Source organism: Photobacterium galatheae (assembly GCF_000695255.1).
In the GTDB taxonomy this organism is placed as follows: domain Bacteria; phylum Pseudomonadota; class Gammaproteobacteria; order Enterobacterales; family Vibrionaceae; genus Photobacterium; species Photobacterium galatheae.
Genome location: NZ_JMIB01000006.1, coordinates 45,909 through 69,230, shown reverse-complemented (window position 1 = coordinate 69,230; position 23,322 = coordinate 45,909). Strand labels below are relative to the sequence as shown.

Annotated in this window: 20 protein-coding genes; 18 read left to right on the top strand and 2 right to left on the bottom strand. The window is 52.3% G+C overall.

Translation table 11 applies throughout. The annotated features are described in order from the left end of the window. Window positions 1-167 precede the first annotated feature (167 nt). From EA58_RS04245 to EA58_RS04235, 3 genes are all read left to right on the top strand, one after another. Window positions 168-428, top strand: coding sequence for an FAD assembly factor SdhE (locus EA58_RS04245; RefSeq protein ID WP_036749374.1), 261 nt, complete (start codon window positions 168-170; stop codon window positions 426-428). Next, window positions 397-810: a protein YgfX gene (locus EA58_RS04240; protein ID WP_161781015.1), complete on the top strand. Its 414-nt coding sequence runs from the start codon at window positions 397-399 to the stop codon at window positions 808-810. The genes EA58_RS04245 and EA58_RS04240 overlap by 32 nt, the downstream gene beginning before the upstream one ends. A 216-nt stretch (window positions 811-1,026) precedes the next feature. After that, window positions 1,027-2,853, top strand: a complete 1,827-nt coding sequence (locus tag EA58_RS04235; RefSeq protein WP_036749370.1) for a methyl-accepting chemotaxis protein — start codon at window positions 1,027-1,029, stop codon at window positions 2,851-2,853. Between the two features lie 103 nt (window positions 2,854-2,956). Here EA58_RS04235 and nadB read toward each other — a convergent pair whose 3' ends face one another. Next, window positions 2,957-4,576, bottom strand: coding sequence for an L-aspartate oxidase (nadB, locus tag EA58_RS04230; protein ID WP_036749368.1), 1,620 nt, complete (start codon window positions 4,574-4,576; stop codon window positions 2,957-2,959). Window positions 4,577-4,901: 325 nt separating this feature from the next. Here nadB and rpoE point away from each other — a divergent pair, with 325 nt between their 5' ends. The 11 genes from rpoE (at window position 4,902) to acpS (ending at window position 13,919) form a co-directional block, all read left to right on the top strand. Further along, window positions 4,902-5,480: an RNA polymerase sigma factor RpoE gene (gene rpoE / locus EA58_RS04225; protein WP_036749367.1), complete on the top strand. Its 579-nt coding sequence runs from the start codon at window positions 4,902-4,904 to the stop codon at window positions 5,478-5,480. A 24-nt stretch (window positions 5,481-5,504) separates the two neighbouring features. After that, entirely contained in the window at window positions 5,505-6,149 is a 645-nt protein-coding gene (locus EA58_RS04220) for an RseA family anti-sigma factor (RefSeq protein WP_036749365.1), read from the top strand. Between the two features lie 14 nt (window positions 6,150-6,163). Beyond that, the gene (gene rseB / locus EA58_RS04215; protein WP_036749362.1) at window positions 6,164-7,135 is read left to right on the top strand and encodes a sigma-E factor regulatory protein RseB; all 972 of its coding nucleotides are present in this window, start codon (window positions 6,164-6,166) and stop codon (window positions 7,133-7,135) included. Beyond that, on the top strand, window positions 7,132-7,644 hold the full coding sequence (locus tag EA58_RS04210; protein WP_036749359.1) for a SoxR reducing system RseC family protein: 513 nt from the start codon (window positions 7,132-7,134) through the stop codon (window positions 7,642-7,644). The genes rseB and EA58_RS04210 overlap by 4 nt, the downstream gene beginning before the upstream one ends. Window positions 7,645-7,717: 73 nt before the next feature. Continuing rightward, window positions 7,718-9,514, top strand: a complete 1,797-nt coding sequence (lepA, locus tag EA58_RS04205) for a translation elongation factor 4 (RefSeq protein ID WP_036749356.1) — start codon at window positions 7,718-7,720, stop codon at window positions 9,512-9,514. 83 nt (window positions 9,515-9,597) lie between these two features. After that, a complete protein-coding gene (lepB, locus tag EA58_RS04200; protein WP_036749353.1) occupies window positions 9,598-10,503 on the top strand; it encodes a signal peptidase I in 906 nt (301 codons plus the stop codon). A gap of 9 nt (window positions 10,504-10,512) precedes the next feature. Further along, window positions 10,513-11,187: a ribonuclease III gene (gene rnc, locus EA58_RS04195; RefSeq protein ID WP_036749350.1), complete on the top strand. Its 675-nt coding sequence runs from the start codon at window positions 10,513-10,515 to the stop codon at window positions 11,185-11,187. Beyond that, the gene (gene era / locus EA58_RS04190; protein ID WP_036749347.1) at window positions 11,184-12,089 is read left to right on the top strand and encodes a GTPase Era; all 906 of its coding nucleotides are present in this window, start codon (window positions 11,184-11,186) and stop codon (window positions 12,087-12,089) included. Before rnc ends, era begins: the two co-directional genes overlap by 4 nt. 8 nt (window positions 12,090-12,097) lie before the next feature. Then, window positions 12,098-12,808 (top strand): DNA repair protein RecO, encoded by a 711-nt coding sequence (recO, locus tag EA58_RS04185; RefSeq protein WP_036749344.1) that lies wholly within the window; start codon window positions 12,098-12,100, stop codon window positions 12,806-12,808. Next, window positions 12,805-13,536, top strand: a complete 732-nt coding sequence (gene pdxJ, locus EA58_RS04180) for a pyridoxine 5'-phosphate synthase (RefSeq protein ID WP_036749341.1) — start codon at window positions 12,805-12,807, stop codon at window positions 13,534-13,536. Before recO ends, pdxJ begins: the two co-directional genes overlap by 4 nt. After that, window positions 13,536-13,919 carry a holo-ACP synthase gene (gene acpS, locus EA58_RS04175; RefSeq protein ID WP_036749338.1) on the top strand — a complete coding sequence of 128 codons (384 nt, stop codon included), beginning with the start codon at window positions 13,536-13,538 and terminating at the stop codon, window positions 13,917-13,919. Before pdxJ ends, acpS begins: the two co-directional genes overlap by 1 nt. Before the next feature lie 87 nt (window positions 13,920-14,006). On the opposite strand, the gene barA is transcribed toward acpS, so the two are convergent. Then, complete coding sequence (gene barA / locus EA58_RS04170) at window positions 14,007-16,769, bottom strand: two-component sensor histidine kinase BarA (protein WP_036749336.1); 2,763 nt, start codon at window positions 16,767-16,769, stop codon at window positions 14,007-14,009. A gap of 156 nt (window positions 16,770-16,925) precedes the next feature. Between barA and rlmD the strand changes: the two genes are divergently transcribed. From rlmD to EA58_RS04150, 4 genes are all read left to right on the top strand, one after another. Continuing rightward, window positions 16,926-18,263, top strand: a complete 1,338-nt coding sequence (gene rlmD / locus EA58_RS04165) for a 23S rRNA (uracil(1939)-C(5))-methyltransferase RlmD (RefSeq protein ID WP_036749334.1) — start codon at window positions 16,926-16,928, stop codon at window positions 18,261-18,263. 64 nt (window positions 18,264-18,327) lie between these two features. After that, window positions 18,328-20,553 (top strand): GTP diphosphokinase, encoded by a 2,226-nt coding sequence (gene relA / locus EA58_RS04160; RefSeq protein WP_036749331.1) that lies wholly within the window; start codon window positions 18,328-18,330, stop codon window positions 20,551-20,553. An 85-nt stretch (window positions 20,554-20,638) separates the two neighbouring features. Continuing rightward, on the top strand, window positions 20,639-21,454 hold the full coding sequence (gene mazG, locus EA58_RS04155; RefSeq protein ID WP_036749328.1) for a nucleoside triphosphate pyrophosphohydrolase: 816 nt from the start codon (window positions 20,639-20,641) through the stop codon (window positions 21,452-21,454). 170 nt (window positions 21,455-21,624) lie between these two features. Beyond that, window positions 21,625-23,268: a CTP synthase gene (locus EA58_RS04150; protein WP_036749326.1), complete on the top strand. Its 1,644-nt coding sequence runs from the start codon at window positions 21,625-21,627 to the stop codon at window positions 23,266-23,268. Window positions 23,269-23,322: the final 54 nt, after the last annotated feature.

The window sequence follows — 23,322 nt, the reverse complement described above, 5'->3', positions numbered from 1 at the left end:
TGGCTGGATTTTGTCAGCCAGCAGTCTTCAATACTTGCCCTGAGAGGTCAGGGATTATTTCGACCAGCTCTCATTTTACTGTGCCGCCTGCTTGTGCTGATAGGCGGCGGCCGGTCAGGCTGGTAGTATTGCCGCAGTATATACACCAACAGGAGTTGAGGTTGGAAATGATAGGTGCCAACGATAAAGCACGAATTAGGTGGGCCTGCCGCCGGGGCATGCTGGAGCTGGATGTGATCCTCTTGCCGTTCTTTGAAGAGTGCTTTGATGATCTGAGCCCTCAGGAATGCCAGGATTTTGTGTCTCTGCTGACTTGTGATGATCCTGATTTGTTTAATTGGCTGATGGAACACGGGAACAGCAGTAACCCAGTCCATGCAGCAATGGTGGACAAAATTGTTGCCCACAACAAGAGTAAGCTTCGCTAATCTGAATATCTTTCCTTCTGATGCTTTGCTTGTCGCCTTAACCGGGGCTTACCTGATGGCGGCAGGCTTGCTGATCACTTTGGTCGTGGTTGATGTGTTGCCACTGCCCTGGGTATGGCTGATGTTTCTCTGGCTCTGGCCAGAATATGTGAAAGTCGGTAACCAGACTGCGCAACTCAAAGGTCGCCTCGTTCTCTTTTCGGATCAGCAACTGGCTTGGCAAAACCGAAAGTGGCGATTATCTCATGTCCTTTTGTTCACACCTTACTTGCTGGTGATGGAATTGGAAGACGCTCAACAAGTCCGTCGCCTGGTGATCTGTCGGGATGCCTGTACAGATTCCGACTTCCGCCGACTGAGCCTGTTCTGCCGATTGGCCTAGTCATAGACTTTGGCTGTGAGGTTTGGCAGGTGAAAACTTGGAATGCATTTCAAGTTTTGACATAAGTCCTGCGCATCTGTTGCGCAAATTCCTCAGGATAGCGTACGTGTCTGACGTTCTTATTGTGTAATTACATTATTAGAAATTTATAATATCAACCTTGGAATTCACGCAGATGGAATTTCGCAAAGATATCTTTTGAGGGAATACAATGTCATGAAAATCAGACATAAGTTACTGGGGTTGGCAGGGTTAACGGTTGCCGCGATTTTTTTACTGATCGGTATCAATAGTTACAGTAATCAGCAATTCGCAAAGATTGAAACCGCAAAAGGGCAAATTGATAAGCTGGAAGTAACTTTGCTGAACCTCAGGCGCAATGAAAAAGATTTTCTGGCGCGTATGGACGTGAAATATCTTCAGACATTCAATGGGAATATTGAGAAATTTTCGCGTCAGCTTGAATCCCTGAAAAATGACTTGGTTTTTCTGTCGATTTCGCTGCCGCAGGTTAATACGTTGCCTGAGCAGATGGCAAGCTACCATCATGGCATGCAAGATCTGGTGGCCGGTTATCAGTCACTGGGACTGAAACTGTCTGAAGGAATGTATCAGGACCTTTATGAGAAAGGTGATCATTTAATTACGCTGGCGTCGGACGGTACGCTGTCGCTGGAAGCGTATCAGATTGTGCTGACGGCCAAGCTTTTTGCGACCACAGATGATAAAGCTCTGCTTGCGGAATATCAGCGCTATCAGGAAGCCTATCAAGATCAGTTAACGGCCGGTATGGGTTCGGTATATCGCGACTTTCAACAGTCGTTCGATCAGTTTGTCGCTCAGAAAACAGTCATTGGCCTCAGTCATAAAGAGGGTCTGAGAGGTCAGATTCGTGCGCAGTCTCATCAGGTTGAAGCTGAGTTTTCTCAGATGCAGCAGAAGCTGGATAAAGAAGCGGTTGCTGTGAATGCCACGATCTCCCGATTTACCTGGCTGGTGGTCATCGCGATTATTGCCACAGTGATCGTGCTGTCCTGGCGAATCAGTGTTTCCATTCTGCGTCCGGTTGAACGGCTGAGCGGTCTGATGAACCGGATTGCTACCCGTCATGACCTGACTTTGCATGCCGACACCTCTGGTCATGATGAGCTGGCGGAAATGGGGACACATTTTAACTATCTGCTGAACAGCCTGCGTCAGCTAGTGAGTGAGGTACAGTCAGCCGTGTCTGAGCTTGGTGCAGCTTCTTCCCAGCTACAAGGGCGGAGCCAGGATGCGGAACATGCTCTGGCCGCTCAGTTGGCAGACAGTGATTCTGTGGCCACGGCCAGTACGGAAATGCGTGCCTCGATTTGTGAAGTGGCGAGCAGTACTCAGCAGGCTGCTTCGCATACGGCTCGCAGTCATGATGAGGCATCACAGGGTCTGGCTGAAGTTGTGGAAACGCGTTCGCGTATTTACCAGCTTTCATCCGGTCTGGCACAAAGCAGCGAGGAAGTTTCAAGCCTTTCTGGGTTGTCGGAGAGTATCGGTTCTGTGGTCGATGTGATTAAAAATATCGCTGAGCAAACCAACCTGCTGGCTCTGAATGCAGCAATTGAAGCGGCCCGTGCCGGTGAACAGGGGCGGGGGTTTGCAGTGGTTGCCGATGAAGTACGCTCACTGGCGATGCGTACACAGCAATCGACACAGGAAATCACCTCGATCATCAGTTCACTGCAACAGCAGACCGAACAGGTGGTTGGCCATATTGAGCATTGTCGTTCGCTGGGCGAGCAGAGCGTTGCTCAGGCTGACAGCGCGGAAGCAAAAATTAATACGATTATCGCGGATATGCAGCAAATCCTGGAAAGCAGCACTCAGATTGCCGCCGCTGTCGAGCAGCAAAGCTATGTGTCTGAGGATATTGGTGAGCGTGTGGTTTCTATCCGGGATGTGACAAACAGCAATGTCACCATTGTGCAGGAAAATGTGCAGGCGGCACAGTCGGTCTCGCAACAGGCCGGTACACTGGCTGCGGCCATTAAAGTGTTTAAAGTTTAAGTCTGACGGATGTTGTAAACGGAAACGGGAGCCACGAAGGCTCCCGTTTTTTTATGGCTGACCCGTCCTGAATATGTGTCAATCGATGTCAGGACGAAACAGGTTATTTTGTTTGATGCGGATCCAGAATGGTCGGCGACAGGGTTTCCAGCATCTCTGGGTAATCCAGTGTGTAGTGCAGGCCCCGGCTTTCTTTCCGCGCCAGTGCACAATGAACTATCAGCTCTGCGACCTGCACCAGATTCCGTAGTTCCAGCAGGTTATTTGAAACCCGGAAGTTGCTGTAGTACTCGTCGATTTCCTGCTTCAGCAACTGAATACGACGCATGGCACGTTCCAGACGTTTGGTGGTCCGAACGATGCCAACGTAGTCCCACATAAAGAGGCGTAACTCATGCCAGTTGTGCTGAATGACAACTTCTTCATCGGAGTTGGTGACTTTACTTTCATCCCACAGCGGCAGTGATGCCGGGAGTTTGACGTCACTCATGTGCTCGCTGATATGGTTTGCGGCCGACCAGGCATAGACGACACATTCCAGCAGTGAGTTCGAGGCCATCCGGTTTGCGCCATGCAGGCCGGTGTAGCTGACTTCACCAATCGCATACAAACCGGTCAGATCTGTCTGGCCTTGTTTGTTCACCATCACACCGCCACAGGTGTAGTGGGCTGCTGGCACAACCGGGATCGGATCTGTCGTGATGTCGATGCCGTAGGTCAGCAGTTTCTCATAAATGGTCGGAAAGTGTTTGGTGACGAAATCTGCCGGTTTGTGACTGATATCCAGGTACATACAGTCTACACCTAGCCGCTTCATCTCATAGTCGATGGCACGAGCGACCACATCCCGGGGAGCCAGTTCGGCACGCTCGTCAAAATCAGGCATAAAACGAGAACCGTCCGGACGACGTAAGTAAGCGCCTTCACCGCGCAGTGCCTCGGTTAACAGGAAGTTGCGGGCCTCTGGGTGGAACAGACAGGTTGGGTGAAACTGGTTGAATTCCAGGTTTGCGACCCGGCATCCGGCCCGCCAGGCCATGGCGATTCCGTCGCCGGAAGAAACGTCTGGATTGGAGGTGTACTGGTACACTTTGGAGGCACCGCCAGTGGCCAGCACGACAAATTTTGCACGTACGGTCTCGACGGATTCGCGCTGGCGGTTCCAGATGTAGGCTCCGAGAACGCGGTTTGGCTGTTCAGTCTGACCCAGCTTGTGACTGGTGATTAAATCCAGCGCGTTATGGCGTTCCAGCACCTGAATGTTCGGGTGATTATGGACGTTGTCCTGCAGTGACATCTGCATGGCCATGCCGGTGGCATCGGCTGCATGTAGGATTCTGCGGTGGCTGTGTCCGCCTTCGCGGGTCAGATGGTAACGTGGTTGAGCATCCGTACTGTTATCTTCCTGATCAAACGGTACCCCGGCATCAATCAGCCATTGCACGCAGTCGCGGGCATTTTCCGCAATAAAACGAACCACGTCTTCATCGCATAAATGGGCACCGGCAATCTGAGTATCTTCAACATGAGAGTCCACACTGTCCGTTTCATCAAAGACCGCGGCGATACCGCCTTGGGCATAGTAGGTCGAACCTTCACTCCGTGGGCCTTTACTCAGGACAAGCACTTGACACATCGGAGCAAGACGCAGTGCCAGAGACAGGCCTGCAGCGCCACTACCGATGACCAGGACGTCGCAACTGTGTTCTCGGTTCTCTTTCATATTGATCTCATATCCCTGTGGTAAGCTCGCTATATTATCAAAAAACCGTTTTGGTGGGACTTTTTTGATGGTGCGAGCACTGAGTTTGCATTTTTGCCATTCACTGCCGCATGGTTCAACTGTCAAAATTTAGGCAGTTGCGCGCAAACGGCTGAGTCAGTATGGTGTGCATGGAACTTTGCGCTTTTTTTGGGGTCTCTAGTTCTTTAGGCTTCTATGTCCATAGAATATAAACGGTTCTGAAGTGAGGGTGATTTATTTGAAGCCATCTTTATGCCATTCAGAACAGGATGACCTTGTCACAGACAGAGGAGTACACGCTCGAATGAGCGAGCCGTTAACTGACCAGGTACTGATAGAGCGAGTACAACGAGGGGACAAACAAGCCTTTAATTTGCTGGTTGTGAAATACCAGAATAAGGTTTGTAACCTGATTGCCCGTTATGTCGGCAACGCCGGTGATGTGCCGGATGTGGCGCAGGAAGCTTTTATTAAGGCTTACCGGGCGCTGCCGTCTTTTCGTGGGGAAAGCGCATTTTATACCTGGCTGTATCGTATTGCTGTCAATACAGCAAAAAACCATTTAGTTGCTCAGGGGCGACGGCCGCCGGCCACCGATGTGGATGCGGAGGAGGCCGAATATTATGAAAATGGCGGTGCCCTGAAAGAAATTTCGAACCCTGAGAACCAAATGTTGTCAGATGAATTGAAGCGGGTGGTATTCAGTACCATAGAAAGCCTCCCGGATGATTTGAAGACTGCAATTACGCTTCGTGAACTTGAGGGATTGAGTTACGAAGAAATTGCTGAAGTCATGGGCTGTCCGGTTGGTACGGTACGTTCTCGTATTTTCCGGGCGCGGGAGGCGGTCGAAAAACGGATCACTCCCCTGATGCAGCGCTAATATTTGGGCCAAACGGTGACAAAGATGGCTGATAAAGAAAAAATCTCGGCTTTGCTTGATGGCGAAGATGTTGATCAGAGTGTGATTAATCAACTGCTGGTCGATGACGCCGCAAAGCAAAGCTGGCAGGCTTATCATTTGATGAGTGATGTTTTGCATGGTGAAGCGCCGGGGCAACCACGATGGGATATTGCTGGTCAGGTGGCGATGGCACTGGAAGACGAACCAGCGCACAGCCTGTCAGGCAATAATGATAACGGCCAAAACGATAATGTGGTCAGCATGCCACAGACCGAGCAGCCCCGCCCTCAGCAGGCACGGCGTTCAATGCCGGCCTGGTTGACTCAATTTGGTCAGGTTGCGGTGGCAGCCAGTGTTTCATTGGCAGTGATTATCGGCGTACAACAGTATAACGGTGGTGAAGAGGCAACATTTGCGAGTGATGCAAAGCGTGATGTGCCTGTGCTTCAGACCATTCCTTTTGCCGGAACTGCTGAACCTGTGAGCCTGACGCGTGATTCTGTGCGTTCACACGCTGAATCGCCAAGCGAAGCGCAACTGATGGAGCAACGCCGCCGTATTAATGCGATGTTGCAGGATTATGAGTTGCAGTTACGCCTGAATGCGGAAGACGGCAGCCTGGATAGAACTCTGTTGGAATCACACTGATTCGTGGCGGTGATATGAAGAATATTCTGGTCGGTGTAGTGGCACTGGTCAGCCTGGTAATGCCTTGGCAAGCCTCTGCGGAAGAAGAGACATCAACTTCTGCAGAGGCTTTGTTGCATCAAATGGATAAGGCCAGCCGGCAATTGAATTATGAGGTGTCTTACATCCTCATCAAGAAAAACAGCATTGAGCCATTACGCTACCGCCATGCGATAGAAGATGGGCAGACTTATGCGCATCTGGTTTATCTCAGTGGCCCGCCGCGAGAGGTGATTCAGCGAGGGCAGGAAGTCAGTTATTTCGAGCCTGGACTGGAACCGTTTACGATCGATAGTAACCGGATGGTGGCCCCGTTACCGCCAATGATGCGGAGTAATGTGGTTGAGCTGTCGCGATATTATGATTTTATCCCGATGGGGCGCTCGCGTGAGGCCGGAACAGCCTGTGATGTGGTGCGTATTGCGCCGAAAGACGGGGCCCGCTATTCCTATCTGTTGTGGGTGGATACCCACACGCATCTGGTTTTGCGGGCAGACCTGCTGGATCGGGATGGTGAGCCACTGGAGCAGTATCGTGCGGTCTCTTATATCGTTAATGATAAAGTGGCTGAAGTGCTGGAAAACCTGAAATCGGTGAAGTTACCGGAAGTTGTTCAGTTACCGCCTCAGCCTCAGGTTCAGTTATCCTGGCAGGTCACTTGGTTGCCGCAGGGCTTTGAAAGTATTGCCCATAACCGGCATCGGTTAATGCTGACAGAGCGACCGGTGGAGAGTCAGATGTACACCGATGGGTTGTTCAGTTTCTCGATTTATGTCTCCGCAGCAGATGGTTTCAGTGTGCGGGAACAACTGGTCCGTCAGGGGCGTCGTACCCTGCACAGCCAGCTGTTAAAAGATAGAGAGGTGACTGTGGTCGGGGATATTCCGCCCGCGACTGCCCGGCGCGTTGCTGAGTCGGTGACCTTTGATGGAGTCGGAAAGCCATGATGCATTCTCTGGCGACTGTTGTTGCCGTTGAAAGGAACCAGATTACGGTGAGTTGTCAGCAACAAACCAGTTGTGGTTCCTGTGCTTCGCAGAATAGCTGCGGCACTGGCGTGATCAGCAAGGTGCTGCCAGGGCGGCAGCATCAGCTGACGTTATCGACAAAACATGTTCATGAACCGATTGAAGTCGGGCAATTGGTTGAAATCGGTCTGTCTGAGCGCAGTGTGCTGCAGTCGGCGCTCTTGGTGTATGTGCTGCCGCTGGTCTGTATGTTGCTGGGAACGCTGCTGGGGCAGTGGTGGTTTGTCGAACTGGCCGGTGGTGGTGAAGGCGGTGTCATCGCTGGTGCACTGGCGGGAGGCGCTCTGGGCCTGTTGCTGGCTCGTCGCCGGGCATCCGGCCTGTCTGAGCAGGGCGACTATCAGCCGAGCCTGATCCGGGTTCTTGGTCAGCCCGTTGCGGATAGCCTGTCAACAAATGCGTTATCGAAAGATAGCAGCAGCCGTTGAAATTCGGTAGAATCTGCCAACTTGATCTTAAGATCCCATTCATTTTTTAATCACGAGTTAGTCACGCCAATTCATGAAGCACATTCGTAACTTTTCGATTATTGCACATATCGACCATGGTAAGTCGACGTTATCTGACCGCCTGATTCAAGTCTGCGGTGGCCTTTCCGATCGTGAAATGGCTGCGCAAGTGCTTGATTCAATGGATCTGGAACGTGAGCGTGGTATCACCATCAAGGCCCAGAGCGTGACGCTCAATTACACGGCAAAAGATGGCGAAACCTATCAATTAAACTTTATCGACACCCCGGGACACGTGGACTTTTCATATGAAGTGTCCCGTTCGCTGGCGGCCTGTGAAGGTGCGCTGCTGGTGGTCGATGCCGGTCAGGGGGTTGAAGCCCAGACACTGGCCAACTGCTATACAGCGATTGAGATGGATCTGGAAGTTGTGCCGATCCTGAATAAAATCGATCTGCCTGCGGCTGATCCAGAGCGTGTTGCAGAAGAAATTGAAGAAATCGTCGGTATCGATGCGATGGAAGCCACCCGCTGCTCAGCCAAAACCGGTCTGGGTGTTGACGATGTGCTGGAAAATATCGTGCGTTCGATCCCTGCTCCTGAAGGTGACCCGGATGCGCCGCCACAGGCACTGATCATCGACTCCTGGTTTGATAACTATCTAGGCGTTGTTTCCCTGGTCCGCATTAAAAACGGTTCCCTGAAGAAAAACGACAAGATTAAGGTCATGAGCACCGGCCAAAGCTGGAATATTGATCGTATCGGAATCTTTACCCCGAAACAGGTCGACACAGACATCCTGAGAACCGGTGAAGTGGGCTGGGTGGTTTGCGGGATTAAAGACATCCTTGGTGCACCTGTGGGCGATACCCTGACGCTGGCGAAAAACGGCTGTGAAAAAGCACTGCCGGGCTTTCAGAAAGTGAAGCCTCAGGTTTATGCGGGTTTGTTCCCTGTTTCGTCTGATGAATATGAAAACTTCCGTGATGCGTTGGGCAAACTGAGCCTGAACGATGCATCGCTGTTTTACGAGCCGGAAAATTCAGCCGCACTGGGCTTTGGTTTCCGCTGTGGTTTCCTTGGCATGTTGCATATGGAAATCATTCAGGAACGTCTGGAGCGTGAGTACGATCTGGATCTGATCACAACTGCACCAACCGTGGTGTATGAAGTGAAGAAGAGTAACGGTGAATCACTCTATGTTGACAGCCCGGCGAAACTGCCACCAATCAATGAAGTTGAAGTGATTGGTGAGCCAATTGCCCGTTGTAACATTTTGGTGCCAAGCGAATATCTGGGGAACGTGATCACCCTGTGCGTGGAAAAACGCGGTACACAGGTTGACATGGTTTACCACGGCAATCAGGTGGCCCTGACTTACGATATTCCGATGTCTGAAGTGGTTCTGGATTTCTTCGACCGTCTGAAGTCGACGTCTCGCGGCTATGCGTCGCTGGACTATAACTTCCAGCGTTACGAAGAATCGGACATGGTTCGCGTAGATATCTTGCTGAATGGCGATCGCGTGGATGCCTTGGCTATTATTACCCATAAAGACCATGCGCAGTCTCGTGGCCGTGATCTGGTTGAGAAGATGAAGGAGTTCATTCCTCGCCAGATGTTTGATATCGCCATTCAGGCGGCTATTGGTAACCACATCATTGCCCGCTCGACTGTGAAACAGTTGCGGAAGAACGTGATTGCCAAGTGTTACGGCGGTGACGTGAGCCGTAAGAAAAAGCTGCTGCAGAAGCAGAAAGAAGGTAAGAAACGAATGAAGCAGATCGGCAACGTCGAACTGCCACAGGAAGCCTTCCTTGCCATTTTGCATGTCGGCAAAGACAAATAAATCGAGTTCGCCTTCCGCCGCAATTTTGCGGCGGAATGGCCAGAAAAACATGAAAAAATCATCATAGGGACATAGGAACAGCAATGGCAAATCTGTTTTCGTTAATCCTCGTGCTGGCGACCCTGTTTACCGGGATCATCTGGGCACTGGACCGGTTTATCTGGGCACCGAAGCGTCAGCTTAAAATTGATGCTGCAGCCGCAAGTGCGGGTGGTCAGGTCGACGCCAAAACACTGGAGGCGGTTGCGCCACAGCCGAGTTGGGTTGAATCAACCAGCTCTATGTTCCCTGTGATTGCGATTATCATGGTTTTTCGCTCTTTTATTTATGAGCCGTTCCAGATCCCATCCGGATCGATGATGCCAACCCTGCTGGTGGGTGATTTCATTCTGGTTGAAAAGTTTGCTTATGGCCTGCGCGATCCTGTGTTCCGCCACAAAATGGTTGAAACCGGTGAACCGGAGCGTGGTGATATTGTGGTCTTCAAGTATCCACCACAACCGAGTGTGGATTACATTAAGCGCGTTGTGGGTATGCCTGGTGATACCGTGCGGTACAGTTATAACAAGCAGATTTGTATCGTGCCTCAGGGCGGCACAGCGTGTAAGCCAATCCTGATGACCCATATGCAAGATAGTGATTTTGTTCAGGGCAGAACGCGACTGGTTCAGTTTACGGAACAGTTGGGTGCCGTGCAGCATAACATTCTTGTTCATCCGCTGGAGCCGAATCAGACGCTGAAATACCAATATCATTCCTCGTCTGACATGGCGGAGTGGGTTGTCCCGGAAGGTCAATATTTTGTGATGGGTGATAACCGTGATAACAGCGCTGACAGCCGTTACTGGGGCTTCGTGCCAGAAGCGAACTTGGTGGGCAAGGCGGTCGGGATCTGGATCAGCTTTGAATTTGAACGAAGTGCCAACAGCGTACTTCCATCTTGGATTCCTACCGGTGTGCGATTCAGTCGCATCGGTGGCATAAACTGATCGGAAAAAATGACATCTCCTGTAGAAAGACTCCAGCGAAAGCTGGGACACGAATTTAATAACAGCGAATTGCTGACCCTGGCGCTGACGCACCGCAGCGCCAACGGAACACACAACGAACGTCTGGAATTTCTGGGCGATTCTATTTTGAGTTTTGTGATTGCTGACGATCTCTATCACCGTTTCCCGAAAGTGGATGAAGGGGATATGAGCCGGATGCGTGCGACTTTGGTGCGTGGCAAAACCCTGGCAGAGCTGGGTCGGGAGTTTGAGCTGGGTGATTACCTGTTACTGGGACCGGGCGAACTGAAAAGTGGCGGCTACCGCCGTGATTCGATTCTGGCTGACTGTGTGGAAGCCATCATCGGTGCCATTTATCTCGACAGCGATATTGAGCATGTTCGCCGTATCGTGCTGAGCTGGTATCAGAGCCGTCTCGAAACCATTCAGCCTGGGATTAATCAGAAAGACCCGAAAACCCGTTTACAGGAGTGTTTGCAGGGGCGTCGTTTGCCGCTGCCTGCGTATACTGTAACTAAGGTGCAGGGTGAAGCACATAATCAGGAATTCACTGTGCAGTGCGAGGTGACAGGCCTGGATAAGCCTGTCATTGGAAAGGGCGGTAGTCGGCGCAAGGCTGAGCAGGCTGCGGCAGAACTGGCATTGAAGCAGTTAGAATCATGACAGACAAAACTCATTGTGGCTTTATTGCCATTGTAGGCCGTCCGAATGTCGGCAAATCCACGCTGCTGAACCGCCTGGTCGGGCAGAAGTTGTCCATTACCTCGCGTAAGCCACAAACCACGCGCCACCGGATCATGGGGGTTGATACCCGTGACGGTTACCAAGCGGTTTATGTTGATACACCGGGACTCCATATTGAGGAAAAACGGACCATCAACCGTCTGATGAACCGTGCTGCAAGCAGTTCTCTGACCGATGTCGAGCTGGTCTTGTTTCTGGTCGATGGGACGCAATGGACACCAGATGACGAGATGGTACTGAATAAGCTGGCGAAAACAGGTCTGCCTGTGGTGCTGCTGGTGAATAAAATCGATAACGTCAAAATGAAGTATGACCTTTTCCCGCATATTCAGGAATTGTCGGAAAAGATGGACTTCAAAGCAATTGTGCCGGTTTCAGCCAAACACGGCGGAGGCGTTGACGTCGTCGAGCAGATCGTTCGTGAGAGCCTGCCTGAAGGCGAGTATTACTTCCCGGAAGAATACGTGACAGACCGTTCTCAGCGTTTTATGGCCTCTGAAATTATCCGTGAAAAGCTGATGCGCTTTACCGGTGAAGAGCTGCCTTATTCTGTGACGGTAGAGATTGAGCGGTTTGACTATAATCCGGAAACGGATGGCTTTGATATCAATGGCTTGATCCTTGTGGAACGTAAGGGCCAGAAGAAGATGGTGATTGGTAAAGGTGGCGAGAAGATCAAAACCATTGGTCGTGAAGCCCGTCTGGATATGGAAGATCTGTTTGAGCGTAAGGTTTACCTGGAACTCTGGGTGAAAGTGAAATCCGGTTGGGCGGATGACGAGCGCGCGCTGCGCAGCCTCGGATATATCGACGATCTCTAAGGGCTGCAATGGAAGGGTTGCAGCGCTGTTTTGTCCTGCACGCTCGTCCTTACAGCGAGACGAGTCTGATCCTGGACGTCTTCAGTGAAGAATCCGGTCGGCTCAGTCTGCTGGCGAAAGGCGCACGCCGTAAGCGCTCCAATCTCAAAGGAGCGCTTCAGCCATTTACCCCGCTATTTCTGAAATGGTCAGGCCGTGGCAGTATGCCCGTTCTGACGCATGCCGAACCGATCAGCATCGGGCTGCCCATGCGCAGCTACATTCTTTATTCCGCCCTGTATGTGAATGAAATTCTCGCTCGGGTGCTGGAAGCACAGACACCTTATCCTGCGTTGTTTCTTGATTATCTCAATGTCTTGCGTGAGCTGGCTCAGGCTGAGAATCCGGAACCAGCACTGCGGCGGTTTGAACTGGCGCTGCTGGATCATCTGGGATACGGCGTGGATTTTTTGCATTGTGCGGGGAGTGGTCTGCCTGTGGATGATGTGATGACCTATAACTACCGGGAACAAAGGGGCTTTATTGCTTCTGTCGTCGCCGGGCAGCTGACGTTTACCGGGCGGCAGCTGAAAGCCATTGCCGCCCGTCATTTTGAAACACCGGATCAGCTCAGGGCAGCAAAGCGCTTTACACGCATGGCCCTGAAACCGTATCTTGGCAGCAAACCATTAAAAAGCAGGGAATTGTTTATCCCTAGAGGAAGGAGTACCGCTTCATGAAGAATATACTGCTCGGCGTCAATATCGACCACGTCGCCACTTTACGTAATGCTCGTGGCACCCGTTATCCGGATCCCGTCCACGCTGCTGAAGTGGCTGAACGCGCTGGCGCTGATGGTATTACCATTCACTTACGTGAAGACCGCCGTCACATTACCGATCGTGATGTCCGCATTCTGCGTGAAACGATTCAGACCCGGATGAATCTGGAAATGGCAGTGACGGATGAAATGGTACAGATTGCTCTGGAGACCAAACCTGAGTTTGTGTGTCTGGTTCCAGAGAAACGCGAAGAACTGACCACTGAAGGCGGCCTGGATGTCGTTGGACAGCTGGACAAAGTGAAAGCGGCCACCGAGAAACTCTCTGCTGCGGGGATTCTGGTATCCCTGTTCATTGATGCTGACCGTGCGCAGATTGATGCTGCTGTTGCCTGTGGTGCGCCTTACATTGAGCTGCACACCGGCCACTATGCGGATGCAACATCGGATACCGAGCAACAGGCTGAGTTGAAGAAAATTGCAGCGGCGGCCAGTTATGCCAGCGATCAGGGGATCAAGGTCAATGCCGGACACGGCCTGACATACCATAACGTGAAGCCAATTGCTGCGCTGCCGGAAATTTATGAGCTGAATATCGGCCACTCAATTGTGGGCCGCGCGCTGTTTGACGGTTTGCACAAAGCGGTTGCAGACATGAAAGCCGTTATGCTGGAAGCGCGCTGGTAATGGCCATTGTCGGTCTGGGCACAGATATTGCGGAAATTGCCCGCGTTGAGCAAGTGCTTGAGCGTGTTGGAGAAGCCTTTGCGTGCCGGGTACTGACACCGCAGGAGTTGACGATTTTCAGCCAGCACAAACAGGCGGGCCGTTATCTGGCTAAGCGCTTTGCCGCCAAAGAAGCGGCGGCAAAGGCACTGGGTACCGGTATTGCCGGTGGTGTCTCTTTTCAGGATTTTACGGTCACAAATAATGCCCGTGGGAAACCTGAGCTGACGCTGAGTGGGAAAGCGGCTGAATTGGCTGCGCAGATGGCCGTTCGCCATGTCCACCTGACCATTGCCGATGAAAAACACTATGCCGTTGCCACGGTGATTTTGGAAACGGACTGACTTCTTTGTATTTCGTTACAAATCAAAAAGCGATCAATAAAAAGGCCAGACAGTCAGTGTCTGGCCTTTGCATATCCAGCGCAGCATTTATTGCCGGTATGCCTGTGACGCTTTGACGACATTGTTCATCTCATCAATTAGCTCAAACAGTTCCGGTTCCAGATCGGTCACTGCGGCACCGGCTTTCAGCTGAGTTTCCAGCGTATAGCAGAGATTCTTCAGTCTCGGAACGCCGCTGTAGGCGCAACTGCCGTGAAGTTTGTGAATTGAGGGCCACAGCTCAATATCCTTGCCGTCCAGCACTTCGTTCACCAGCATTTCAACCTCAGGCATGAAATCGAGCAGCATTTGTAACATGTCTCTGGCCAGATCTTCTTTTCCGGCCGCTTGTTTCAGGGCCAGATCCCAGTCCCAGCTGACATTTTGATTCACCGTAGCCGCCGCAGGGGCGGCCGGGTGAGACAGTGTGGCCGATCCATTGATCTGAGGCTGAGGGATCCATTTCGCCAGCATTTGCTGAAGAATCTGTTCTTCAATCGGCTTGGTCAGATAGTCGTCCATCCCAGCCCGCAGCAGGCGTTCACGTTCCCCTGCCATGGCATGGGCCGTGACGGCAATGACCGGCGTATTGTGGTTGAGATCGGTTTCGTGGATGGCCTGACAGGCGCTGACCCCGTCCATTTCTGGCATCTGGATGTCCATGAAAATGAGGTCAAAAGCCTTCTGATGCGCATATTCCACCGCTTTGCGGCCACCGGTTGCGGTGATGACGGTTTCGACCCGCTCACTGAGCAGAGCGGCGATCAGTTTGAGGTTCGCCGGGTTATCATCAACGGCCATCACGGTCAGCGGCAACAGGGCATCTGTCGGGGAGGCCAGCGGTAAAGGTTCAGGCTCTTCCAGCAGATCAGTCTGGCCGATCAGCGCATCGAAGAGTTTACGTTGTGCCAGTGGCTTGCCCAGACAGGCCGTTACACCGGCGGTCAGCAGGCGCTCCGACAGGGCCAGTTCGGTTGTTGGCAGACAGACCAGCACCTTATCGGCCAGTTGCTCGGCTTTGAATACCATATCCAGAATGTTTGCCAGCGGCGGTTGTTCACCCGGTGACAGACAGAGTAGGGCAAAATCGTGGTGTTCAACATCATCTTCGGGCATGTCAGCGCGGTAAGTGACTTCCAGCCCGGCCTGAAGCAGACGTTGCTGCAGAACATTGGCTGCCTGCAGGTTGGATTCAATCAGCAGCAGGTGGCGGCCCTGGAGGTCGCTGGTATCAATTGGCTGGGAAACCGGCAGGTCGGTTTTATTCAGGCGCAAGGTAAACCAGAAGGTGGAACCCTGGTGCAGCCGACTGGTCAGGCTGATTTCCCCGCCCATCTGGGTGACCAGTTTTTGGGTAATGACCAGTCCCAGCCCGGTTCCGCCATACCGGCGTGAGATGCTGGCATCGGCCTGGCTGAATGCCTGGAACAGCTGGGCTTGCTGACGCTCTGATATCCCGATCCCGGTATCCCGCACCATGAACTGAAGTTCAAGGTTTTCATCGCGGTCAGCTTTCAGCTCGACGGCAATATCAATGTTACCGCGTTCGGTAAATTTGACGGCATTTCCAATCAGGTTCGTCAGTACTTGCTGGATGCGGAGCGGGTCACCAATCAGGCCGGTTGGAATACGCGGGTCAACACGCAGCGTCAGTTCCAGCCCTTTTTCGTGTGCGCTGGGTGCCAGCAGCCGCATGACTTCATCGAGAGAATCGGTAAAGTCGAATGGAATGTTTTCCAGCAGCAGTTTTCCGGCTTCCAGTTTCGAGAAGTCGAGGATGTCGTTGATGATGGTCAGCAGGTTGTTGGCCGATTTTTCAATGGTCAGCAGGTAATCATGCTGGCTGGCACTGAGCCGGGTTTTCAGCATCTGACGGGTAAAGCCAATCACGCCATTGAGCGGCGTACGCAGTTCGTGAGACATGTTGGCCAGGAATTCCGATTTCACACGGGCAGCTTCCTGCGCTCGCTTCTTGGCAATATCCAGCTCGACGTTCTGAATTTCCAATTGTTCAAGGGTTTCACGCAGATCGGAAGTGGCCTGATCGATGCTTTGCTGCATCTCAATGTGGTAATCCGACAGGGAAATCGCCATGGCGTTGATCCCGTTCTTCAGGTTATCCAGTTCACCCATCAGCTCCCCTTCAATCCGAACGTCCAGATGCCCGCGTCGAATGCGGTCGACGACACTGATCATGTGCGAAATCGGCCGGGTGACATCCCGCATCAGGCGGTAGGCAAAGAGGCCGGACAGGATCAGGCCCAGTAGCAGTACCATCAGGGCAGTGAACACTTCCTGGTACTGTTGCAGGCGCAGCGGACTCATGTCCATTTCAATCGAAATGTAGCCCAGCGCCTTGGCCTGAAACCCCGGTGCTGAGAGGTTGCTCTGCTGTGATTCTGTCAGGATCGGCGCCCGCATGATCATGGTGGTGTCATTGACGACAATATCTGGCAGAAAAGGGATCGGTTTGTCATCCGGGAACATCAGGGTTTCAAAATTCCGGTGGAAGTTTGAAGTGACAAAAAGCTCATTATTGCTGTCGAAGACGGCGATACTGCGTACAATGTCGGAATGCTTGCGGTGTGCGTAGCTGATGATGCGTCGGACCGCTTCACGATTGTGATCAGCCATCCCGTATTCGGTCGAGATTGCCAGCGGCTCAATGATGCTGGTTCCGGTCGCTACCAGCTGATGTTCCAGATCCCGGTAGCGGCTCAGGGTAAAAAAGGCGCTCAATAGCAGGCCAATGATCAGGGTTGGTGCTAATGTCAGGGTGAAAACCCGGGCGCGAAGTCCGTATTTGGTCATGGTTACAAGAATTCGATTCTGTGGGAGAATTGTGACCTATGCTGGCCACGCAAGCATGTTCCAGCCCTTAGCTTAATGAATCTTTACCGTAGCGACAATTGAAGTCTCTGCGGCATCGCCCTGAAAAGGCGACAAAACACCGTGAGTTACAACATTATGGCACGCTTTTTTAAGCCGACGAAACGTACTGTCAGCGACACCAAGCACAAAGAAGTTACAGTGACCCGCCTGGACCATCTGGGCGCGGGGATTGCCCACCTTGACCGCAAACCGGTTTTTATTCCGGGTTTGCTGCCCGACGAACGCGCGTTGATTCAGCTCACGGAAAACAAAAAGCAGTATGCCAGAGCCAAAGTGATCAAACGCCTGACCAACAGTCCTGAACGCATTACACCGCAGTGTCCGGTGTATGACCAGTGTGGTGGCTGTAACTTGCAACACCTCTCTCATTCTGCTCAGGTGGATGCGAAGCGTCAGTCATTGGGAGAGCTGATTGCAAAATTTGCTCTCGCTGACGGGCCGGAAAAAACGACGCCCTTGATGCAGGATAACGCGGTGACCGGGCAGGAATGGCAGTATCGCCGCAGCGCGCGTTTCAGTTTACGGGTCGAACCAGGTCAGGCGCTGTGTCTGGGCTTTCGCAAGGAACAGAGCAAAGACATCGTCGACATCGCGCATTGTCCGGTACTGGCGGCATCGCTGAATGATTTGCTGCCGCCGCTTCGGGCATTGCTGAACACGCTGCAGGGGCGGCGGAACCTTGGACATGTTGAACTGGTCGAAGCAGACAACGGTCCTGTGGTTTTGATTCGGCATCTGAAGCCATTTTCTGACCCAGATATGACGCAAATTCAGCAATTTGCTGACAATCAACGTGTTATGCTATTCCTTTCACCGGCCCCCGACGAAGTGAACCAGCTGACCGGTGATGCACCCTATTACGAAGTTGAAGATCTCAAACTGGCGTTTTCACCGAAGGACTTTATTCAGGTCAACCGCTCGGTGAACGAACAGATGATTGCGCAGGCGATGTCCTGGCTGGATGTGCAGCCGGAAGATCGGGTGCTGGATTTGTTCTGTGGGCTAGGAAACTTCAGCTTGCCGCTGGCCAAAAGAGCCCGGGAAGTGGTGGGTGTTGAAGGCGTGGATGCCATGGTGCAGCGTGCCAGTGAAAATGCTGCGTTGAATGGGTTGAAAAATACTGCTTTTTATCAGGGCAATCTGGAAGATGGGATTGCGTCGTTCAGCTGGGCGCATGAAGGTTTTGATAAAGTGCTGCTGGACCCGGCTCGTGCCGGAGCGGCAGGTGTGATGACACAGGTGGCAGCCTTGTCACCGAGCCATATTTTATATGTGTCCTGCAATCCGGCCACGCTGGCGCGGGACAGTCAGGTGCTGTTGCAGCAAGGCTATCAGTTGCAACGCCTGGGGATGCTGGATATGTTTCCCCATACCGGACATTTGGAATCGATGGCCCTGTTTACCCGTGCCTGAGCTCAGGCACTGATTTGAAAGGTGGCAGGCATCCATCCGTAACTACGAAATACAGGACAGAATCATGGTCGCAGTTCGCGGTGCGCATTTAAAGGAAAACGTTCAATTTGAGTTGGTGCCCTGGGCGGAAAGCCTGTTGCAGGACACCACAACCTCGAACCGTCTGATCCAAACTTATCAGCGCTGCGAAGCGCACCTGGACAATCAGGCCGTTGCCAGCCAGATGCTGTGGCGTGGCCGGGAGATGGTCGAAATCCTGGTAATGCTCAGCATGGATGCCGACACCCTGATTGCCGCTTTGCTGTTCCCGCTGGTCGAAGCCGGGCTCTACAAGAGCGATGAGGTGAAGGAAGAATACGGCCAGTCGATCCTGTACATGGTGAAAGGGGTCAAACAGATGGCGGCCATCAGCCAGCTGAATGCCATCAAAGAAGGCGCGGCACAATCGGCACAGGTCGATAATATCCGTCGGATGTTGCTGTCGATGGTGGATGACTTCCGTTGTGTCGTTATCAAGCTGGCTGAGCGGATCTGTCATTTGCGCGAAGTGAAAGACGAGCCGGATGCAGTTCGTCGTGCTGCTGCACGGGAATGTGCCAATATCTACGCGCCGCTGGCGAACCGCCTGGGGATCGGTCAGCTCAAATGGGAAATCGAAGACTACGCCTTCCGCTACAACCATCCGGATACTTACAAGCAGATTGCCAAGCAACTGGCTGAACGCCGGATTGATCGTGAACAGTATATCGAACGCTTCGTAGCAGATTTAGATGAATCGATGAAAGCATCGCACATCAGAGCTGAAGTGCATGGCCGACCAAAGCATATCTACAGCATCTGGCGCAAGATGCAAAAGAAGAGTCTGGCGTTTGACGAGCTGTTTGACGTGCGTGCGGTGCGGATCATTGCCGACCAGCTTCAGGACTGCTATGCCGCGCTGGGGGTGGTGCATACCAAGTACCGCCATCTGCCGAAAGAATTCGACGACTATGTTGCGAACCCGAAACCGAACGGCTATCAGTCGATCCATACCGTGGTGATTGGTCCGGAAGGCAAAACCATCGAAATCCAGATCCGAACCAAGCAAATGCATGAAGAGTCGGAACTGGGCGTCGCTGCGCACTGGAAATACAAAGAGTCCGGCACATCGTCCGGTGCTCATTCTGCCTATGATGAGAAAATCAACTGGCTGCGGAAGCTGCTGGCCTGGCAGGAAGAGATGTCCGATTCGGGCGAAATGCTTGAAGAGCTGCGCAGTCAGGTGTTCGACGATCGGGTTTATGCCTTTACGCCGAAAGGGGATGTGGTTGACCTGCCGCAGAATGCGACTCCGCTGGATTTTGCTTACCACATTCACTCAGAAGTGGGACACCGGTGTATCGGTGCCAAGGTCGAAGGACGTATCGTACCTTTCACTTATCACCTGCAAATGGGTGATCAGGTCGAAATTATCACCCAGAAAGAACCGAATCCGTCCCGTGACTGGCTGAACCCGAACCTGGGCTTTGTGAATTCCAGCCGTGCCCGGGCCAAAGTGCATGCCTGGTTCCGTAAACAGGACAGAGACAAGAACATTGCAGCCGGCCGGGAGATCCTGGAACACGAGCTGCAAAAAATCGGCGCGACGATGAAGGACGCCGAAGCCTACGCCCTCAAACGTTTCAATGTGAACTCGGCTGATGAACTTTTCGCAGGCGTGGGGAGCGGCGATCTGCGTATCAATCAGGTCATCAATCATATCAATGCACTGGTGAACAAGCCGACCGCGGAAGAAGAAGATCAGCAACTGCTGGAGCGCCTGACGGAAGCGAGCAACAAAGCCAGTCAGAAAAAGCCGCAGCGAGATGCTGTCGTGGTGGAAGGTGTCGATAACCTGATGACGCATCTGGCGCGTTGCTGTCAGCCGATCCCGGGCGATGACATTGCAGGTTTTGTGACTCAGGGCCGGGGGATCTCGGTGCACCGCAGTGACTGTGAACAGCTGGAAGAACTGCGTCATGTGGCACCACAGCGGATCATCAACACGGTCTGGGGTGGCAGCTTTGCGGGGCGTTACGCGCTGACCGTGCGGGTGACCGCGTCTGAACGCAATGGTCTGATCAAAGATCTGACGAATACGTTACATAACGAGAAGGTCAAAGTTGCCGGCGTGAAGAGTCGGATCGACTTCAGACAACAAATGTCGATTATGGATTTTGATGTTGAACTGACAGACCTGGACACACTGGGTCGGGTCCTGAAGCGTCTGGAGCAGGTGAAGGATGTGGTCGAAGCCAGACGGTTACACTAAATCCGGCAGATTCACGCGATTTACGATTGAGCAAAAGCGGGCACAGGCCCGCTTCGCTTTATAAACAGAACAGGATACGGTCATCATGAGTGAGAAAGCCCCCATCAATACATTGTTGCGCATCATGGCAAAACTGCGGGATCCGAACGGTGGTTGCCCTTGGGATCTTCAGCAGGATTTTGCCTCTATCGTGCCACATACGCTTGAGGAAGCTTACGAGGTTGCTGATGCCATTGCTGAGGAAAATTGGGCAGAAGTGAAGGAAGAGCTGGGGGACTTGCTGTTTCAGGTCATTTTCTACAGCCAGTTGGGCAAAGAACAGGGGCTGTTTGAGTTTGATGATATCGTCAGTGGGATCAACAACAAATTGATCCGTCGTCATCCCCATGTATTTGCCGACCAGCATTTTGAAGATGAAGCTGCGATTCATGCCAACTGGGAAGCAGAAAAAGCTAAAGAGCGGGCGGAAAAAGGGCAGGATGACAGTATTCTGGCGAATATCCCCAAAGCCATGCCCGCATTGAATCGGGCTGATAAAATTCAGAAACGTTGTGCACGATACGGTTTTGACTGGCCGACACTGGGGCCAGTGGTGGAAAAAGTGCAGGAAGAAATTGATGAGGTGATGGCTGAAGCCCATCAGATCGCCCCTGATCAGGACAGGATTGAGGAAGAAGTCGGGGACCTGCTGTTTGCGGTGGTGAACCTGAGCCGCCATCTGAAAGTGAAGCCTGAGATGGCTCTGCACCGGGCTAACCGGAAGTTTGAGCGACGCTTTCGCGAAGTTGAGCAAAGTGTGCTAGAACAAGGAAAACGCGTCGATGCCTGTTCATTGGATGAACTGGATGCGGCGTGGGAAAAAGTAAAACAGAAAGAAAACCTGAGTAAAACGAAGGAGTAAGCACTAACAAGCTGGTATTTTCTCCGTCAAGGCTTTTGGGCTTGATTTGGGACAAAAACCTGTCGTCTTTACTGTGATAGTTTTCACGTTGTGGCAATAAAATGTGTCTGGTATACTAATTTCCCGTCCAGATACTTTTTATCCTCTACACCAAATCTTCCAGGTTTAACATGACAACGAATTACATTTTTGTGACGGGCGGTGTTGTATCCTCCCTCGGTAAAGGTATTGCTGCAGCATCACTTGCGGCCATTTTAGAGGCCCGTGGTCTGAAAGTGACCATGATGAAGCTTGACCCTTACATCAACGTTGACCCGGGCACGATGAGCCCGATCCAACACGGTGAAGTATTCGTTACGGAAGACGGTGCAGAGACCGACCTCGACCTCGGTCACTACGAGCGTTTCATTCGTACCAAGATGACCAAGCGCAACAACTTTACTGCTGGCCGTGTGTATGAAGACGTACTGCGTAAAGAGCGTCGTGGTGACTACCTGGGTGCGACCATTCAGGTCATCCCACATATCACGAACGCGATTAAAGAGCGTGTGATTGCCGGTGCCGAAGGCCACGACATTGCGATTGTCGAAGTGGGCGGTACTGTCGGTGATATCGAATCTCTGCCGTTCATGGAAGCGATTCGCCAGCTGGCTGTTGAGCTGGGCCGTGAGCGCGCTATCTTCACTCACCTGACGCTGGTGCCATATCTGGCAGCTGCGGGTGAAGTGAAAACCAAACCAACTCAGCACTCTGTGAAAGAGCTGCTGTCCATCGGAATTCAGCCAGACGTGCTGATCTGCCGTTCTGACCGCATGATCCCGGCCAACGAGCGTGCCAAGATTGCGCTGTTCTGTAACGTGCCTGAGAAAGCCGTTATTTCGATGAAAGACGTCGACTCCATCTACAAGATCCCTCAACTGATCAAGTCTCAGGGTCTGGATGAGCTGGTTTGTCAGCGTTTTGGCATCACTGCGCCAGAAGCCGATCTGAGCGAGTGGGAACGCGTGATTTATGAAGAAGCGAACCCAACCAGCGAAGTGACCATCGGTATGGTTGGTAAATACACTGAACTGCCAGATGCATACAAGTCTGTCAACGAAGCCCTGAAACATGCCGGTCTGAAAAACCGACTGTCTGTGACTATCAAGTATGTTGATTCACAGGACGTGGAGTCGAAAGGCGTTGAAATGCTGGAAGGTCTGGACGCAATTCTGGTACCGGGCGGCTTCGGTGGTCGTGGTGTTGAAGGCAAGATCATGACAGCGCAATATGCGCGTGAAAACAAAATTCCATACCTGGGCATCTGTCTGGGCATGCAGGTGGCGCTGATCGAGTACGCTCGTAACGTAGCTGGTCTGACTGGCGCACACTCGACTGAGTTCGATGCGAAATCTCCTTATCCGGTTGTTGGCCTGATTACTGAGTGGGTTGACAGCGAAGGGAACGTTGAAGAGCGTACAGAAGCTTCTGATCTGGGCGGCACCATGCGTCTGGGTTCTCAGCTGTGTCACCTGGAAGAAGGGAGCAAGGCACGTGAACTGTACGGTAGCGCGACCATTCATGAACGTCATCGCCACCGTTACGAAGTGAACAACAATCTGCTGCCTCAGCTGAAAGAAGCGGGCCTGAAGATTTCTGGCCTGTCAGCAGACAAGAAACTGGTCGAAATTATTGAAGTGCCAAATCACCCATGGTTTGTTGCGGCTCAGTTCCACCCTGAGTTCACCTCAACCCCACGTGACGGGCATCCACTGTTTGAAGGCTTCGTGAAGGCGGCTGGTCAGCACCAGCGCGGCGAGCTTGAAAACAGCTAAGGTTACAAATAGCTGTTGCACAGGAGTGCAGCAGCTTTTTTTTCGCTTTTTTAA

Excerpts from the sequence above, each read along its gene's own strand:
- EA58_RS04245 (WP_036749374.1), top strand. The coding sequence starts at position 168 with ATGATAGGTGCCAACGATAAAGCACGAATTAGGTGGGCCTGCCGCCGG.
- EA58_RS04235 (WP_036749370.1), top strand. The coding sequence starts at position 1,027 with ATGAAAATCAGACATAAGTTACTGGGGTTGGCAGGGTTAACGGTTGCC.
- nadB (WP_036749368.1), bottom strand. The coding sequence starts at position 4,576 with ATGAAAGAGAACCGAGAACACAGTTGCGACGTCCTGGTCATCGGTAGT.
- rpoE (WP_036749367.1), top strand. The coding sequence starts at position 4,902 with ATGAGCGAGCCGTTAACTGACCAGGTACTGATAGAGCGAGTACAACGA.
- EA58_RS04220 (WP_036749365.1), top strand. The coding sequence starts at position 5,505 with ATGGCTGATAAAGAAAAAATCTCGGCTTTGCTTGATGGCGAAGATGTT.
- rseB (WP_036749362.1), top strand. The coding sequence starts at position 6,164 with ATGAAGAATATTCTGGTCGGTGTAGTGGCACTGGTCAGCCTGGTAATG.
- EA58_RS04210 (WP_036749359.1), top strand. The coding sequence starts at position 7,132 with ATGATGCATTCTCTGGCGACTGTTGTTGCCGTTGAAAGGAACCAGATT.
- lepA (WP_036749356.1), top strand. The coding sequence starts at position 7,718 with ATGAAGCACATTCGTAACTTTTCGATTATTGCACATATCGACCATGGT.
- lepB (WP_036749353.1), top strand. The coding sequence starts at position 9,598 with ATGGCAAATCTGTTTTCGTTAATCCTCGTGCTGGCGACCCTGTTTACC.
- rnc (WP_036749350.1), top strand. The coding sequence starts at position 10,513 with ATGACATCTCCTGTAGAAAGACTCCAGCGAAAGCTGGGACACGAATTT.
- era (WP_036749347.1), top strand. The coding sequence starts at position 11,184 with ATGACAGACAAAACTCATTGTGGCTTTATTGCCATTGTAGGCCGTCCG.
- recO (WP_036749344.1), top strand. The coding sequence starts at position 12,098 with ATGGAAGGGTTGCAGCGCTGTTTTGTCCTGCACGCTCGTCCTTACAGC.
- pdxJ (WP_036749341.1), top strand. The coding sequence starts at position 12,805 with ATGAAGAATATACTGCTCGGCGTCAATATCGACCACGTCGCCACTTTA.
- acpS (WP_036749338.1), top strand. The coding sequence starts at position 13,536 with ATGGCCATTGTCGGTCTGGGCACAGATATTGCGGAAATTGCCCGCGTT.
- barA (WP_036749336.1), bottom strand. The coding sequence starts at position 16,769 with ATGACCAAATACGGACTTCGCGCCCGGGTTTTCACCCTGACATTAGCA.
- rlmD (WP_036749334.1), top strand. The coding sequence starts at position 16,926 with ATGGCACGCTTTTTTAAGCCGACGAAACGTACTGTCAGCGACACCAAG.
- relA (WP_036749331.1), top strand. The coding sequence starts at position 18,328 with ATGGTCGCAGTTCGCGGTGCGCATTTAAAGGAAAACGTTCAATTTGAG.
- mazG (WP_036749328.1), top strand. The coding sequence starts at position 20,639 with ATGAGTGAGAAAGCCCCCATCAATACATTGTTGCGCATCATGGCAAAA.
- EA58_RS04150 (WP_036749326.1), top strand. The coding sequence starts at position 21,625 with ATGACAACGAATTACATTTTTGTGACGGGCGGTGTTGTATCCTCCCTC.